This is a genomic window from Pseudomonas helvetica (genome assembly GCF_039908645.1).
GTDB lineage: Bacteria > Pseudomonadota > Gammaproteobacteria > Pseudomonadales > Pseudomonadaceae > Aquipseudomonas > Aquipseudomonas helvetica.
In genome coordinates this window covers 3,248,450-3,263,999 of record NZ_CP150917.1, presented here as the reverse complement: position 1 = coordinate 3,263,999, position 15,550 = coordinate 3,248,450, and the positions used below count along the sequence as shown (strand labels likewise).

Genomic DNA, 15,550 nt, shown 5'->3' with positions numbered 1-15,550 from the left:
GATTACTCCGTCGTGACCTGCGAGGCGCCACCTTCGAGGGCGCTACGCAGCGTGTGCCAGGCCAGAGTGGCGCACTTGACCCGCACCGGAAACTCCCAAACGCCCGAAAGCACCGCGAGTTTACCGAGCTCCGCGGGTGTTACCCGGGCGTTTGGCCCTTCGGTGAGCAACGTATGCACTCGGGCAAAAAGTGCCTGCGCCTCCTCCGGTTTTTTCCCCTTCACCGCCAACGTCATCAGGGACGCCGAGGCCTGGGAGATGGCACAGCCAACCCCCTGAAAGCTGATGTCCTCGATCACCCCGTTCGCAAGCTTGAGATAAATCTTCAGCTGATCGCCACACAGCGGATTGAACCCCTCCGCCGTACAGGTCGCGTCCGCAAGCGGGTGAAAGTTACGCGGCCGCTTACCGTGGTCGATGATCACGTCCTGGTAGAGGTCGCGCAGTTCGTCGCCACTCATCGGAACACCTCCTGAACTTTGGCCAACCCCGCCACCAGTGCATCGATATCACGCTCGGTGCTGTAGCAGCCGAGCGACGCGCGAGCCGTGGCGGGCACGCCGAAACGGTTCATCAAGGGCTGTGCGCAGTGATGCCCGGTGCGAATCGCGATCCCTTCGCGGTCAAGGATGGTGCCGATGTCGTGTGGGTGGATGCCGTCGAGGACAAACGAAAGAACACCGACCTTTTCTGCTGCCGTACCGATCAACCGCAGGCCGGGCAACGCCGCCAACGCCTTGGTGGCGTAGGCCTGCACGGCCTGCTCGTGAGCCGCAATCGCCCCAGGCCCCAGTTCAGCGAGAAAGTCGATCGCCGCACCAAGGCCGATAGCGCCGGCCATGTTCGGGGTCCCCGCTTCAAACTTGTACGGCGGTTTGTTGTAGACGGTTTTCTCGAAGCTGACCGAGAGAATCATGTCGCCGCCGCCCTGATAAGGCGGCATGCTTTCGAGCAGCTCGTGACGGCCGTAGAGCACGCCGATGCCGGTGGGGCCGTACATTTTATGGCCAGACAAGGCGTAGAAATCGCAGCCCAACGCTCGTACGTCGACCTTCAGGTGCGGAGCTGCCTGGGCGCCGTCGACCAGCACGCGTACGCCCCGCGCGTGGGCGAGCTCGACAATGCGCCGGATCGGGTTGATGGTGCCCAGCACATTGGAGACATGGGTCACCGCCACCAGTCGGGTCCTGGGCCCGATCAGCCGTTCCAGCTCATCGAGCAGCAGTTCTCCAGCGTCGTTGATCGGCGCCACCCGCAGCCGCGCGCCGGTCTGCTCGCAGAGCATCTGCCACGGCACGATATTCGAATGGTGCTCCATGGCCGTGATCAGCACCTCGTCGCCTGTTCGGAGCTGAGTCTTGCCGTAGGTTTGCGCCACGAGATTGACCGCTTCGGTCGTGCCGCGGACGAACACGATCTCTTCGACGGATTCGGTATTGAGGAAGCCCTGGACCTTGGCCCGCGCCTTCTCATACTCCTCGGTGGCGCGCACCGAGAGGTAATGCACGCCGCGGTGCACGTTGGCGTTCTCCTTGGAAAAGAAGTGCGACATAGCATCGATGACCGCCTGCGGCTTCTGGCTGGTCGCGGCACTGTCGAGGTAAATCAGCGGCTTGCCGTAGATCGTCTCCGCGAGGATCGGGAACGCCTGGCGCACACGTTCGACGTCGTAGCCTGGCGTAAGGTGGAGCGGTTTCGATAGCCCTTGAAGGCGGTTTCCGAGGTCGCTCATACCGACACCTCCCGCCCGCGCAGTTGCGCGGTGACCAGTCGCTGCACATGCTCGCGCAACGGCTCCAGTTCAATGAGCTTGAGCATCTCGCTGACGAACGCAAAGGTCAGCAGCGACCGCGCCGCCGCCAGCGGAATACCGCGTGAGCGCAGGTAGAAAATAGCCTGCTCATCGAGTTGGCCGACGGCGGCACCGTGAGCGCACTTGACGTCATCGGCGAATATCTCCAGCCGAGGCTGAGAGTTGACCTGGGCCGACGTCGACAACAGCAGATTCTTGTTGGTCTGGCTGGCATCGGTCTTCATCGCTCCCGGACGCACGATGATCCGTCCGTCAAAGATTCCATGCCCATGATCATCGATCACGCCTTTATAGCGCTCGCGGCTGGTGCACCGCGGGGCCCGATGCTCGATGGTTGTCTGATTGTCCAAATGCTGCTGGCCTCGCGGCAAGTACAAACCGTTCAGGGCGACTTCGGCGCCTGGGCCTTCGAGTACCACGCGCAGTTCCTGCCTTGCCAGTTTCGAACCCAGTGCCAGGGAATGCGCTGTGAAGTGACTGCCCTGAGCCTGGCGCACGCTGAGCAGCGCGACATGGAAGGCCGCCGTGCTCTCGTTCTGCAGCGTGTAATGTTCAAGCGTAGCGTCGGCGTCCAGCAGCACCTCGCTGACTGCGTTACTCAGGTAGACCTCTTCCCCGCTGCTGACATGGCTTTGCACCAGAATCGCCCGGCTCCCTGCCCCCATCTGCACCAGGACACGCGGATGGGTCACCCGCGGCGTGGCGTCCGATGGCGAGAGAAACACCAGATGGATCGGGACGTCGAGCGTCGTGTGGGCAGGAATCTGCACCAACGCCCCATCCTCGGCAAACGCCGCATTCAGTGCGGTAAAGGCTTGTGGCTGTGAGCGAAACGCATGGGCGAACAGGTTTTCGAGCGCCCCATTGTCGGCGTTCAGCAGCGGTGCGAATGGGCACACCTTAACGCCCCGGGGAAGCCCTTCAAGTGCCGACAGTTCAGCCGCGAAATAACCGTTGACGAAGACCAGCCGCACGCCGCCGTAGTTGCCGGCGAGTCGTTCGATGTCGACGGCGGACAGCTCCTGACTCGCGATCGTTTCGACCGGCTGGAAAGGAATCTCCAGGATCGGCGCGACTCGCGTGTGCTTCCAGGCTTCGTCCTTGGCCGTCGGAAAGCCTTGCTCGGTCACCCACTGGAACGCATCGCGGCGCAACGCTTGCAGCCAGGCCGGACGCCGGGCGTCAACGCTGGGGTTGAGCTGCGAGAGCAACGCCGCGCTGTTCATGGCCTGGCTCCGGGCGCTGCAGAATCCTGCTCATAGCTCGCATAGCCGTGCTTTTCCAGCTCGATGGCCAGCTCCTTGCCACCGGACTGCACAATCCGCCCGTTGGCCATGACGTGCACGTGATCCGGGACGATGTAGTCGAGCAGGCGTTGATAGTGGGTGATCACCAGCAGCGCGCGGTCCTTGCTGCGCAGCGCATTGACGCCGGCTGCGACTGTCCGCAGCGCGTCGATGTCGAGGCCCGAGTCGGTCTCGTCGAGGATCGCCAGCCGGGGTTCGAGAATCGCCATTTGGAAAATCTCGTTGCGCTTCTTCTCGCCGCCCGAAAAATCGACGTTGAGCGAGCGGTTCATGAAGCTCTGGTCCATCTCGACCAGCGCCATGCGCTCCTTGGCGAGCTCAAGGAAATCCAGTGCATCCAGCTCTTCAAGCCCGCGCTGCTTGCGCACGGCATTGAGGGCCGTGCGCAGGAAGTAGAGGTTGCCGACGCCGGGAATTTCCACCGGGTACTGAAACGCCAGGAAAATCCCGGCGACCGCCCGCGCTTCTGGCGGCATGGCGAGCAGGTCCTGGCCGTCATACAGCACCTCGCCGCTGACCTCATAAGTTTCAAGGCCCGCGAGGACCTGGGCCAGCGTGCTCTTGCCGGAGCCGTTCGGCCCCATGATCGCGTGCACCTCGCCCGCTTCCACCCGCAGCGTGATGCCCCGCAGGATTTCACGGCCGTCGACGCTGGCGTGCAGATCATTGATCTCGAGCATGCTCCCACCCCGGGCCTTAGCCCACGCAGCCCTCCAGGCTCACACCCAGCAGTTTCTGGGCTTCCACCGCAAACTCCATCGGCAGCTCCTTGAGCACTTCGCGGCAGAAACCGTTGACGATCATCGGCACCGCGTCCTCCGCGCTGATACCGCGCTGCCGGCAGTAAAACAGCTGCTCGTCGCTGATCTTCGACGTGGAGGCCTCGTGCTCGACCTGGGCGCTGGGGTTCTTTACGTCGATATAAGGAAACGTGTGCGCGCCGCATTCGCTGCCCAGCAGCAGCGAATCGCACTGCGTGTGGTTGCGGGCGCCGGTCGCGGCTTTCTGGATCTTCACCAGGCCGCGGTAGGTGTTCTGTCCATGACCGGCGGATATTCCCTTGGACAGAATGGTGCTGCGCGTATGCCGGCCGATGTGGATCATCTTGGTGCCGGTGTCCGCCTGTTGGTGATTGGCCGTCAGGGCGACTGAATAGAACTCGCCGACCGAATAATCGCCCTGGAGAATCACTCCCGGGTATTTCCAGGTGATCGCGGAGCCGGTTTCGACCTGCGTCCAGGAGATCTTCGAGTGTGCGCCTGCGCACTTGCCACGTTTGGTGACGAAATTGAAGATGCCGCCGCGTCCTTGGGCATCGCCGGGGTACCAATTCTGCACTGTGGCGTACTTGATCTGGGCGTTATCCAGCGCAACCAGTTCGACCACCGCCGCGTGCAGCTGGTTATTGTCGCGCATCGGCGCGGTGCAGCCCTCGAGGTAGCTCACATAGGCGCCCTCTTCCGCAACGATCAACGTGCGTTCGAACTGCCCGGTGTCCGCGGCGTTGATGCGGAAATAGGTCGACAGTTCCATCGGGCAACGCACGCCCTTGGGCACGTAGCAGAAGGAACCGTCGGAAAACACCGCCGAGTTCAGTGTGGCAAAGAAGTTGTCGCTGTAGGGCACGACCGAACCGAGGTATTTGCGCACCAGTTCCGGATGGTTCTGCACGGCCTCGGAGAACGAGCAGAAGATCACCCCGACTTCGGCGAGTTTGTGCTTGAAGGTAGTCGCGACCGAGACCGAGTCGACCACCGCATCCACCGCAACGCCGGTCAGGCGTTCCTGTTCGGCGAGCGAGATGCCGAGCTTGCCGAACATCTCGCGCAGCTCGGGATCGACCTCGTCAAGACTGCCGGGCCCTGGCGTTTTCGGCTTCGGCGCCGAGTAATAGATGATGTCCTGGTAGTCGATGGGCGCGTAATGGACGTTCTGCCAGGAGGGCTCGCGCATCGTCAGCCAGTGGCGATAGGCCTTCAGGCGCCAGTCGAGCAGCCACTGCGGCTCGTTCTTCTTCGTCGAGATCAGGCGGATGAGGTCTTCGTTGAGCCCGCGCGGGGCCGCGTCGCTCTCAAAATCAGAGACAAAGCCGTACTTGTAGGCCCGGTTGCTGAGTTCGCGGATCCTCGAATTGTCAGTGCTCATCGCGGATGCCTCCTGCTGTTGGCAGGACGATGTGATCGTTTAACTATACTCCTTCCCTGTTCCTTACGACCCGAGCTAGCCCCTGGCGTTCAAACATCCGACGATTGCCGTAACAGGATGTCGTTTCCGTCCACCCGGACCTCGAACTGTTCGACCTGGTAAGCCGGTTCGGTGAGGCACTCGCCGCTGGTCACGTCGAACTCGTAGGCGTGAACCGGGCAAATCACCACGGTGTCGCACAGTATTCCGTCCCCCAGCGAACCGTCTTCGTGCGGACAGGTGTTGTGGATGGCGAAGTACCGGCCATCGACATTGAACAGCGCGACGGGCGTGCCCCCAAGGTTCACGGTTATGCCGTTACCCGGTTCGACATCCCCCACGCAGGCGACCTTGACGAACTCACTCATAGTGCCATCCCTCTTGAGTGTCATTTTAGCTGCTGGAACTGCTGGTGATTCGTCGGGATCCGCTCGCCAGGACGTGCGCCCGGCAGCAGTAGGCTAAGCTTTCAGCAGCTCATTGCTCACGATGCTCGCGCCTGCAGGTTTTGGTTTTTCTGAAGAGCGTCTGCAATAGCTATTTCAGACCGGCCCAAACCATTCACGCAGGACTGACGTGATGACCGAGCCCCTTCTCAGCTTCGAAGAACTGAAACTCGCCGCTAGCGCAGGTGATATCGATACCGTGCTGGTCTGCATGGTCGATATGCAGGGGCGACTGGTCGGCAAGCGATTCCAGGTCGAGTTTTTCATCGACAGCGGCCATGAAGAAACCCACTGCTGCAATTACCTGCTGGCCGACGACATCGACATGGAGCCGGTGCCGGGTTATGCCGCCGCCAGCTGGAGCAAAGGCTATGGCGATTTCGTGCTCAAACCCGATATGGCCACCTTGCGTCGCGTGCCGTGGCTGGAATGCACGGCGCTGGTGCTCTGCGACGTGCTCGATCACCACCATCGGCGGGACTTGCCGCACAGCCCGCGGGCAATCCTGAAAAAGCAGATCGAGCGACTGCGCGAGCGCGGCTACAGCGGCATGTTTGCCTCTGAGCTGGAGTTCTATCTGTTTGACGAGAGTTACGAGGCCATCCACGAGCGCAATTACCAAAAGCCGAAAACTGCCGGCCACTACATCGAGGATTACAACATCCTCCAGACCACCCGCGAGGAGCCGGTGCTGCGGGCGATTCGCAAACATTTGCAGGCATCCGGCATTCCCGTGGAGAACTCCAAGGGTGAATGGGGCCCGGGCCAGGAAGAAATCAACGTCCGTTATGCCGATGCCCTGACCATGGCCGACCAGCACGTGATCATCAAGCACGCCTGCAAAGAGATCGCGCAATTGCAGGGCAAGGCGATCACGTTCATGGCCAAGTGGCGCTATGACGCCGCCGGGTCCAGTAGCCATATCCACAACTCGTTGTGGGACAAGAATGGCAAGAAGCCGTTGTTCTTCGACCCCAAGGCCGAGTTCGGCATGTCGACGCTGATGCGTGCCTGGGTGGCCGGGCAGCTCAAGTACGCCAACGACATCACCTGTTTTCTCGCGCCTTACATCAATTCGTACAAGCGCTTCCAGGCCGGCACTTTCGCGCCAACCCGGGCGATCTGGAGTCGGGACAACCGCACCGCAGGCTTTCGTTTGTGCGCCGAAGGCAGCAAATCCATCCGTATCGAATGTCGCATCGGCGGCGCCGACCTCAACCCTTATCTGGCCTTCGCCGCGTTGATCGCCGCAGGCCTGGCCGGTATCGACGAGCAGCTCAGCCTGGCGCCACCCTTTGAAGGCGATGCCTACCTCGACGAACACTTGCCGGAAGTCTCGAAGACCCTGCGCGAAGCCTGCGCCGCGCTCAAGGCCTCGAGCATGTTGCGCGAGGCGTTCGGTGACGAAGTGGTCGACCACTACGTGCACACCGCCGAATGGGAGCAGAAAGAGTACGACCGACGGATAACCGACTGGGAACTGCAGCGCGGCTTTGAGCGCTATTGAGCAATCGATTATTGAGGCAGCCATGACGACGATGATTCAACTCATCTCCCCGGTCGATGGCCGGGTCTACGCCGAACGCCACTGCGCCGATGCGGCGCAGATCGAGCAGGCTCTGACGGCTGCTGCAGCCGCCCAGGCGTCATGGAAGCGCCGGCCACTGAGCGAACGCGCCGCTTTTTGCAGTGCTGCCGTGGACGCGATGCTGGCCATGAAAGACGAAATAGTCCCGGAACTTGCCTGGCAAATGGGCCGCCCGGTACGCTTTGGTGCCGGCGAGCTGCGTGGTTTCGAAGAGCGTGCGCGCCATATGATCGCCATCGCACCTGAAGCCTTGGCTGCGGTCGAACCTGCGCCTGTCGCGGGGTTTCGACGCCAGATCAAACGCGAACCGCTGGGGACGGTGCTGGTTATCGCTCCGTGGAATTACCCCTACCTGACGGCGGTGAATACGATTATTCCGGCGCTGATGGCCGGCAACAGCGTCATCCTCAAACACGCCTCGCAAACGCTGCTGGTCGGCGAGCGTTTCGCCGAGGCCTTTCGCCGCGCCAACCTGCCCGAAGGGCTGTTCCATAACCTGCTGCTCAATCACACCTATACCGCGGCGATCATTGCCTCGGGACGGGTGCAGCAAGTGAACTTCACCGGTTCGGTCGAAGCCGGCAAAGCCATCGAAATCGCCGCCACCGGGCTCTTCCTCGGCATCGGGCTGGAGCTCGGCGGCAAAGACCCGGCCTACGTCCGCGCAGACGCCAACCTTGAGCATGCCGTGGAAAACCTGGTGGACGGCAGCTTCTTCAATTCCGGGCAAAGCTGTTGCGCCGTCGAACGCATTTATGTCGGTCAAACAATTTACCCGGCGTTTGTCGAACGCTTTGCCGCCCTGACCCGCCAATACGTGCTGGGCAACCCGCTGGACGAAGCCACCACCCTCGGCCCGTTGGTCAATCCGGGAGCTGCGGAGTTCGTACGCGGGCAGATCGCCGAAGCGCTGGCAAAAGGTGCAAAAGCACTGATCGATCCAAAGGCTTTTCCAGCGGACGTGCCCGGCAGCGCCTACCTCGCGCCGCAGGTGTTAGTCGATGTCAGCCATCACATGTCGGTGATGCGCGAAGAAAGCTTTGGTCCGGTGGTCGGCATCATGCCGGTTGCCAGTGACGACGAAGCCATCGCCTTGATGAACGACAGTGAGTTCGGGCTCAGCGCTTCCATCTGGACCACCGACCTCGCCGCCGCCGAACGCATCGGCGACGAGATCGCCACCGGCAGCGTATTCATGAACCGCTGCGATTACCTGGACCCGGCTCTGGCCTGGACCGGGGTGAAAAACAGCGGGCGCGGCGTGACGCTGTCGCGCATCGGTTACGAACACCTGACCCGAGCCAAATCCTTCCATTTGCGCCATGAGATCTGAGCCATGAGCCTGACTGCGAACTGGAACTACCCCACGAGCATCCACTTCGGTGTTGGCCGTATCGCCGAGCTGGCCGACACCTGCCGCAGCCAAGGTATCCAGCGACCGTTGCTGGTCACCGACAGTGGCCTGGCGCGCGCGCCGATCACCACTGCGGCGCTGGAATCCCTACGCGCCGCCGGCCTCGGCGTAGCGCTGTTTTGCGACCTCAAGCCGAATCCGGTCGAGGCCAACCTGGCGGGAGGGCTCGACGCCTGGCGTGCCGGCAAGCACGATGGCGTGGTCGCCTTTGGCGGTGGCAGCGGGCTGGATATGGGCAAGCTGATCGCCTTCATGAGCGGCCAAACCCGGCCGGTGTGGGATTTCGAAGACATCGGCGATTACTGGACCCGCGCCGACGAAAGCAGCATCGCCCCGATCATTGCAGTACCGACCACCGCGGGTACGGGCTCCGAGGTCGGCCGTGCAGCGGTGATCATCGACGAGCGGACACATACCAAACGGATCATCTTCCACCCGAAAATGATGCCGCGGGTGGTCATAAGCGACCCGGCGCTCACCGTCGGCATGCCGGCAAAAGTTACTGCCGGCACCGGGATGGATGCCTTTGCCCATTGCCTGGAGTCGTACTGCGCCCCCGGTTTTCACCCCATGGCCGAAGGGATTGCGGTAGAAGGCATGCGCCTGGTAGCCAATGCGCTGGTACGGGCAGTACGCACCCCCTCTGATCTTGAGGCGCGCGCGGAAATGCTCGCCGCCGCCGCGATGGGTGCCACTGCCTTCCAGAAAGGCCTGGGCGGGATGCACGCGCTCGCGCATCCGGTGGGCGCCCTGTACGACACCCATCACGGCATGACCAACGCCACGTTCATGCCCTATGTGTTGAAATTCAATCGCCCGGCCATCGAGGAGCGCATCACCCGCCTGGCGGCATATCTGCGTCTGCCGACCCCAGGCTTCGACAGTTTTCTGGCCTTCGTCCTCAAGTTGCGCAAGGACATCGGCGTGCCGCATACGCTGTTTGAGCTAGGAGTGGATGATCGGCAGGTCGACCTGATCGCCGACATGGCGATTGTCGACCCCTGCGCCGGCGGTAACCCGCTGCCCTTGACCCGACATGGCGCGATGGAGATTTTCGAAGCGGCGTATCACGGCCGGCTCTAGAGCCGCAATGCTGTTCACTTAAGGAAGTTTGGAGGCCTGAGAAAGTATCTGTGGCGAGGGAGCTTGCTCCCGCTGGACTGCGTAGCAGGCCCAATTCAGGGCCGCTTCGCGCCCCAGCGGGAGCAAGCTCCCTCGCCACAACGGCGGATATGCCTGAAACATCGGCTTAAGTGAACAGCATTGGGCTCTAGAGCCGGCTTTTTTATTTCGCTGCTGCCGAACCTTCTACTTGCTGGGGCTGGACTTCACTGCGCTTCATGGAGAGGTACTCGCTGCGCTCAATCTCATGCAACTGCAGCGGGTAACGTTCAATCCCGGCATACCAGTCGCTCAGACGTTTTTCGAGCTGTTGCGGCGCGGGTGTCGTCAGCGCGCCGAGGTAGGCTTCGATCGCCACGTAGTAGCGCATCGCATTGCGCTCGACGAGACCACGCATATCGCCGATATAGGCTGGCTGACCATCGGCCTTGCGGCCAACGATGCTGAAACCGACCTTGTTGCGACCGACTGTTGCCAGATAACCCCGCATGGCCACACGGGCCGCAATACCGTAGTCGTACGAATATGACAAATGCAGGAAGCTGCGTTGAGCATCGAGCTTCACCACTTCAAGCTTGACCCGATAGTTGCTCGTTCCAAACGGTCCTTGCGCGGAGCTCAACACAACCTGAAGGTAATCGGCACTATCGGTCACAACCCGATAAACAAAATCGAACGGGTAGGTATCGGCCAGCGGCTGATCTGACTTGCGCCCTATATTGACGAGTAACCCTTCCTCTGCGCCGGAAGAGGCGTGACAACTCTTCACGTTCAAATGCAGGATCAGGATATCGCACCAATGGCCAATGCCCTGCAGCGCCGGACTGACCACCGCATAGGGTTGCTCGATCAAGGAATAGACGTCGCCTGTCAGGCTGCCTGACGTTTCAGTTGATTGAAGATACAGCGGGCGGTGGAACGGGTTGTTGGCCAACTGTTCACGCAAGGCGCCGTAGCGTGCGGTCAGTGCTTGAGCATCCTGCGCGTGGGCCAGCGGCATGCCGATCAACAGATAGAGCAAGACCACGTGAACCAGCATGGCGCCTCTGCAGAAACTGATATTCACCCGGCTCAAAAGCTTCATGGGCGTCATTTGTGCTTGCCTCACAACCAGTACTCCCAGAGGTGCGCAAACTGCTCCTTGGCTCTTACGTCAAGGGAACGCCGCTGCCACTGCTCAAGCGTAATTTCGTTCGACTTCAGCAGGTCCGCAAGGAACGCCGCGCGCATTTTCTCGCCGAATCCGCTGCCCAGTACCACGACGTTGACTTCCTGGTTGTGCAGAAAACTCCGCCAGTCAAGATTGGTAGAGCCGACCGTGGACCAGACACCATCGATCACCGCGGTTTTGACATGCAGCAAGGCATCGCGGCGTTCGTAGAGCTTGACGCCGGCCTCCAGCAGCTCGGTGTAGTGCCTGCGGCCAGCATTGAAAACCAGCCAGGAATCAGTGCTGCTGGGCAGTACCAGCTTCACATCGACGCCGCGTGCCACTGCGTTCTTGAGCTCCGTCAACAACTGCGGATCGGGCACGAAGTAGGCGTTAGTCAGCCAGATTTCGGTTTGCGCACTGCGTAGCGCCGAAATCAGCGTGGCGTAGATCAGGCTGTAGGGTTCGTCTGGCGAGCTGCCGATGGCACGTACGACCTCGTGGCCTTTGCGTTCGGTTTGCGGGAAGTAATGACGTGCCGCGAGCGGCTTGCCTTTCTGCTTTTGCCACGTCTCGATAAACAGCTTTTGCAGTTCGGCCACGGCCGGCCCTTCAACCCGCAGGTCAGTGTCGCGCCAGGGCAACTTGCCGCCGGGCCTGACTTTGGCGTTCAGGCTGAACGAGTTGCCTGAATGGACACTGCTGACGTTGATACCGCCAAGGAAGGCAATGCGGCCATCAACGATCAGTAGCTTACGATGATCCCGCTGGTTCACTTGCCACCCAGCCTTGGCGGTCGCTGGATTGACCGGGTTGAATTCCAGCACATTAATGCCCGCGGCGGTCAGGCGGGTAAAAAAAGCCGAAGGTGTGCTGAGGGTACCGACGCTGTCCCGGATCAGATTGACCTGTACCCCAGCCGCTTGTTTGGCAATCAGCGCTGCGGCAAAGCGCTCGCCGATTTCATCGTCGTCAAAAATGTAACTCTCGATATTGATGTGATCACGCGCGCTGCCAATCGCAGAGATCATTGATTGGTAGGTAGTCGGACCGTTCTGTAACAGTTCGACCGTGTTGCCGTCCGTCAACGGGCTGCCGACGATGGCCTCCTCGATCGCCATATGCAGGTCGAAGATGTTTGTCTGGACCCCATTGGCCTTCAAACGGTCAATAACGGCCTTGCTGCGTTCGGCTGACAGCGGTCCGTGCGTACTGTCGATCTTCACAGAGGCCGGATTGGTGTAGGCCATATCGGGAACGATAGTGGGCAACGAACCACACGCCACCAGCAGTGTCAGGCTCAGCACTGTCAGAGTTCGCAGCAAAATCCGCATTGAAAACAGGTTCATGCAGCCTCCGCCTGAAACTGAAGGGGTGCCTGTATCGTGGCAGTAAATGAGCATGGTTTCGGTGCGATAACGCTCATAAATTTAGACTCTGCACAGCAGCCCCGCGGCTTTTTATCGCTGACAGCGGATCTGAATGCGTGCAGTAATACCGACAGACGGTTAAGCGCGGTCATGTACACAGCACGCCATGGATTAATCTGTAGAGATAGGGAATCTCAACTCGGACGGTGGCTGACATGCCTGATGCTCCAAAGCCACAACAGAACCATCTGCTGGCGGCTCTGCCGGCACAATCGCTGGAGCGTTTGCTGCCGCACCTCGAACCGATCACCCTGCCGCTCGGCAAGGTGCTCTACGAGTCCGGGGATGCCCTGCGACACGTCTACTTCCCCACCAACTCCATCGTGTCCCTGCTGTACGTGATGGAAAACGGCGCATCAGCGGAAATTTCAGTGGTCGGCAATGAAGGCCTGATCGGCATCGCCGTCTTCATGGGCGGCGAAAGCACGCCGAGCCGGGCGATTGTGCAGAGTGCCGGGCATGCTTTCCGGTTGCCCGGCCAGCGACTCAAGGATGAGTTCAACCGCCATGGAGAGATGCTCCAGCTGATGTTGCGCTACACCCAGGCGTTGATCACCCAGATGGCCCAGACTGCGGTGTGCAACCGCCACCACTCGATTGACCAACAATTGTGCCGCTGGTTGCTGCTGTCTCTCGATCGCCTGCAAGACAATCAACTGATCATGACCCAGGAGTTGATCGCCAACATGCTCGGCGTACGTCGTGAAGGCGTGACCGATGCCGCCGGCAAGCTGCAACGCCTCGGCGTTATCGAGTACAGCCGTGGCCACATCAAGGTGCTGGACAGAGCCGCGCTCGAGCAACTGAGCTGCGAGTGCTACGCGGTGGTCAGAAAAGAAACCGAGCGCCTGCTGCCTTACGTTCCGCTAAAGCCAACCCGCTGACTGCCAGTGCCTGCGTGTTCTAGCGAACAGACCGGCCTGCCAGAGTCACCCACACTTAAAACATGAGACGGCCCCGGCACCTGTCCCGCCCATCCTGGGCCCACTGTGCCGCAGGATCTGCGCATGCCAATTACGTCAGGGCAACCAATAGAAAACCGGCTACTCCAGGGGCTGTCGAAGACTGACTACGGCCGGCTGCAAGCACAGTGCGATAACGTCGAACTGGCCTTTGGCACTGTCCTGTTCGAACCGGGCCATCCGATCCTGCATGTGTATTTCCCTCAAACAGCGCTCATCGCTGAAGTGGTGACGTTATACCGCCACCCTCCTCTGCACATGAGCCTGATCGGTAATGAAGGGATGCTTGGGGCGACACTCGCTCTGGGGGTTAATACCGCCCCCATGCGCGCCGTGGTGCAAGGCGCCGGCACGTGCCTGAGGATGAGAGGCTTGCAGTTGCAGGTCGCACTGCGCGAGAGCCCGTTATTGTTGCGCAGGCTCAATCAGTACCTGTACGTGCAGATGATGCAGCTCGCTCAAACTGCCGCCTGTACCCATTTTCACGAGATTGAGCCACGCCTGGCGCGCTGGTTGCTGATGACCCACGATCGCGCGCACGCCAATCACTTTCATCTGACCCACATGTCCCTTGCGGACATGCTCGGGGTTCGGCGCAGCGGCGTGACATTGGCCGCCGGCACGCTGCAACAGCGTGGATTGATCCGTTACACCCGTGGTGAAATCACGATTCTTGACCGCAAGGGATTGGAAGCGGCGTCATGCGAGTGCTATAGCGACACCCTCTCGACTCCGTTATGACGCAGTTATCGTGGTAAGGGAAAGGTCGCCGTGAACGTAGTGCCGCCTTCTATCGAGGAAGTCACCCTGATATCGCCGTGATGCGCCCTGACAATCTCTCTCACAATGAACAGGCCGAGCCCGACACTACGCAGTTTTGCGTTATCGTGACTGCCGCGAATCATCGGTTCGAATACGTTGTCGAGCAACTCCGAGGGTATCGGCGTGCCAAGGTTGTGCACGACGATGGTCACCTTGTCCTCGAAGCACGAAGACACCGTGACCTCACCCTCAGCCGTGCCATAGGCAATCGCGTTGGTCACCAGATTGCCAATAAGCTGATGGATCCGGTCACTGTCGGCGATGAAATGACCTTGGCCGACACAAAGATGGGTCAGCGTGTGCTCAGGGAACACCAGACTCAGCTCATCCAGGCATTCGCCCACCAATGCGTGCAAATCAACCGGTTTGAGGGAAACCGCAATACTTCGCCCGACTTGCCTCAGGGTGAAGTCCAGCAGGTCTGCCACCAGACGTTGCGCGCGCTCAGCAGCGTGCGTGATGTGGCCGAGTATTTGTGCTTGCTTGGGAGGCAGGTCAAGACATCCGAGCAATTGCGATGCCATTTTTATCGCCGCCAACGGATTGCGCAGGTCGTGACTGACAATCCCGATCAGCTGTTCGGCGAACAGCGCCCGCTCTTCTGCGGCGGCGTTGTTGCTCCATAACGCATCCCGTGCAACGTCCATTGCATATTGGGCCTTGAGGTTCATCGCCAGATACCGCTCGGCAAGCAAGCGGGCAGCGAGAGGCCGTTCATCTGTCTTGAACAGCCTCACCTCATGAAACGTGCCGTGGTACGCAATACTCGGCTGCACGCTATTCACTCCAGTGCAAGTTCAGTGTTTCGATGGATTTACCACCGACTGAAATGGTGTGGCGCTCTTCATGACCATTCAAACTGGCGATGACCAGGTATTTGTTTGCCGGCAATTGCGCGTAAACGATGGGCCCCACCTGACTCAGCGATAACAGGGGGCTACCTTTTTCACTCTGGATCACCACGTCGACATTGCTGACGTACTGATTGGCAGGTCCGGTTGAAAAGGTCATGTGAAGGTTGTAGCCCTGGGTCTGGAGCAAAGCTTTTGACTCATCCAGGCCGATGCCTCCCGTCAGATAGCGGATGCCATTCTGCTCCTGCGGCTCCAACTGCACGGCCGACATGTCAACCGGTTCTGCGGTGGCTGCATGCAACACCACGGGAGACAAACCGAGCAATAGGGTCAGGGTGAGTCTTGAAAGCGTCAGTGAATGGTTGAACAACATAAGGGTTTTCATATTTTCTCCGGTCAATAACCAGCAGTAATCTGCTTGGCACTCAGCGTGCGCGTAGTCGCCAGATGGGGTCTGT

Annotated in this window: 15 protein-coding genes; 5 read left to right on the top strand and 10 right to left on the bottom strand. The window is 60.4% G+C overall.

Translation table 11 applies throughout. From position 1 onward, the window contains the following. Positions 1–2: 2 nt before the first annotated feature. The 6 genes from sufU to AABM55_RS14870 all read right to left on the bottom strand — a co-directional run bounded on the left by sufU (position 3) and on the right by AABM55_RS14870 (position 5,672). Positions 3–461 (bottom strand): Fe-S cluster assembly sulfur transfer protein SufU, encoded by a 459-nt coding sequence (sufU, locus tag AABM55_RS14895; protein WP_347926691.1) that lies wholly within the window; start codon positions 459–461, stop codon positions 3–5. Beyond that, the gene (locus AABM55_RS14890; protein ID WP_347926689.1) at positions 458–1,732 is read right to left on the bottom strand and encodes a cysteine desulfurase; all 1,275 of its coding nucleotides are present in this window, start codon (positions 1,730–1,732) and stop codon (positions 458–460) included. Before AABM55_RS14890 ends, sufU begins: the two co-directional genes overlap by 4 nt. Beyond that, positions 1,729–3,039, bottom strand: a complete 1,311-nt coding sequence (gene sufD, locus AABM55_RS14885; protein WP_347926687.1) for a Fe-S cluster assembly protein SufD — start codon at positions 3,037–3,039, stop codon at positions 1,729–1,731. Before sufD ends, AABM55_RS14890 begins: the two co-directional genes overlap by 4 nt. Beyond that, positions 3,036–3,800, bottom strand: a complete 765-nt coding sequence (sufC, locus tag AABM55_RS14880) for a Fe-S cluster assembly ATPase SufC (protein WP_347926686.1) — start codon at positions 3,798–3,800, stop codon at positions 3,036–3,038. The genes sufD and sufC overlap by 4 nt, the downstream gene beginning before the upstream one ends. 16 nt (positions 3,801–3,816) lie before the next feature. After that, positions 3,817–5,265 carry a Fe-S cluster assembly protein SufB gene (gene sufB, locus AABM55_RS14875; RefSeq protein WP_347926684.1) on the bottom strand — a complete coding sequence of 483 codons (1,449 nt, stop codon included), beginning with the start codon at positions 5,263–5,265 and terminating at the stop codon, positions 3,817–3,819. Positions 5,266–5,354: 89 nt separating this feature from the next. Continuing rightward, on the bottom strand, positions 5,355–5,672 hold the full coding sequence (locus AABM55_RS14870; RefSeq protein ID WP_054597354.1) for a non-heme iron oxygenase ferredoxin subunit: 318 nt from the start codon (positions 5,670–5,672) through the stop codon (positions 5,355–5,357). A 211-nt stretch (positions 5,673–5,883) separates the two neighbouring features. On the opposite strand from AABM55_RS14870, the gene AABM55_RS14865 reads away from it, so the two are divergent. The 3 genes from AABM55_RS14865 to AABM55_RS14855 are packed head-to-tail and all read left to right on the top strand — an operon-like array spanning position 5,884 to position 9,835. Further along, complete coding sequence (locus AABM55_RS14865) at positions 5,884–7,257, top strand: glutamine synthetase family protein (protein ID WP_347926682.1); 1,374 nt, start codon at positions 5,884–5,886, stop codon at positions 7,255–7,257. Between the two features lie 22 nt (positions 7,258–7,279). Further along, entirely contained in the window at positions 7,280–8,671 is a 1,392-nt protein-coding gene (locus AABM55_RS14860; RefSeq protein ID WP_347926680.1) for an aldehyde dehydrogenase family protein, read from the top strand. Between the two features lie 3 nt (positions 8,672–8,674). Continuing rightward, the gene (locus tag AABM55_RS14855; RefSeq protein WP_347926678.1) at positions 8,675–9,835 is read left to right on the top strand and encodes an iron-containing alcohol dehydrogenase; all 1,161 of its coding nucleotides are present in this window, start codon (positions 8,675–8,677) and stop codon (positions 9,833–9,835) included. Positions 9,836–10,037: 202 nt separating this feature from the next. On the opposite strand, the gene AABM55_RS14850 is transcribed toward AABM55_RS14855, so the two are convergent. Both AABM55_RS14850 and cls read right to left on the bottom strand, forming a co-directional pair. Further along, complete coding sequence (locus AABM55_RS14850; RefSeq protein ID WP_347926676.1) at positions 10,038–10,958, bottom strand: hypothetical protein; 921 nt, start codon at positions 10,956–10,958, stop codon at positions 10,038–10,040. Positions 10,959–10,978: 20 nt separating this feature from the next. After that, positions 10,979–12,373 (bottom strand): cardiolipin synthase, encoded by a 1,395-nt coding sequence (gene cls / locus AABM55_RS14845; RefSeq protein WP_347926675.1) that lies wholly within the window; start codon positions 12,371–12,373, stop codon positions 10,979–10,981. A 236-nt stretch (positions 12,374–12,609) separates the two neighbouring features. Here cls and AABM55_RS14840 point away from each other — a divergent pair, with 236 nt between their 5' ends. Next, positions 12,610–13,338 carry a Crp/Fnr family transcriptional regulator gene (locus AABM55_RS14840; RefSeq protein WP_347926673.1) on the top strand — a complete coding sequence of 243 codons (729 nt, stop codon included), beginning with the start codon at positions 12,610–12,612 and terminating at the stop codon, positions 13,336–13,338. Between the two features lie 123 nt (positions 13,339–13,461). Further along, positions 13,462–14,157: a Crp/Fnr family transcriptional regulator gene (locus tag AABM55_RS14835; protein ID WP_347926671.1), complete on the top strand. Its 696-nt coding sequence runs from the start codon at positions 13,462–13,464 to the stop codon at positions 14,155–14,157. Positions 14,158–14,162: 5 nt separating this feature from the next. On the opposite strand, the gene AABM55_RS14830 is transcribed toward AABM55_RS14835, so the two are convergent. Further along, entirely contained in the window at positions 14,163–15,014 is an 852-nt protein-coding gene (locus AABM55_RS14830; protein WP_347926669.1) for a HAMP domain-containing sensor histidine kinase, read from the bottom strand. 1 nt (position 15,015) lies between these two features. Further along, positions 15,016–15,465, bottom strand: a complete 450-nt coding sequence (locus AABM55_RS14825) for a carboxypeptidase regulatory-like domain-containing protein (protein ID WP_347930036.1) — start codon at positions 15,463–15,465, stop codon at positions 15,016–15,018. Between the last annotated feature and the right edge of the window lie 85 nt (positions 15,466–15,550).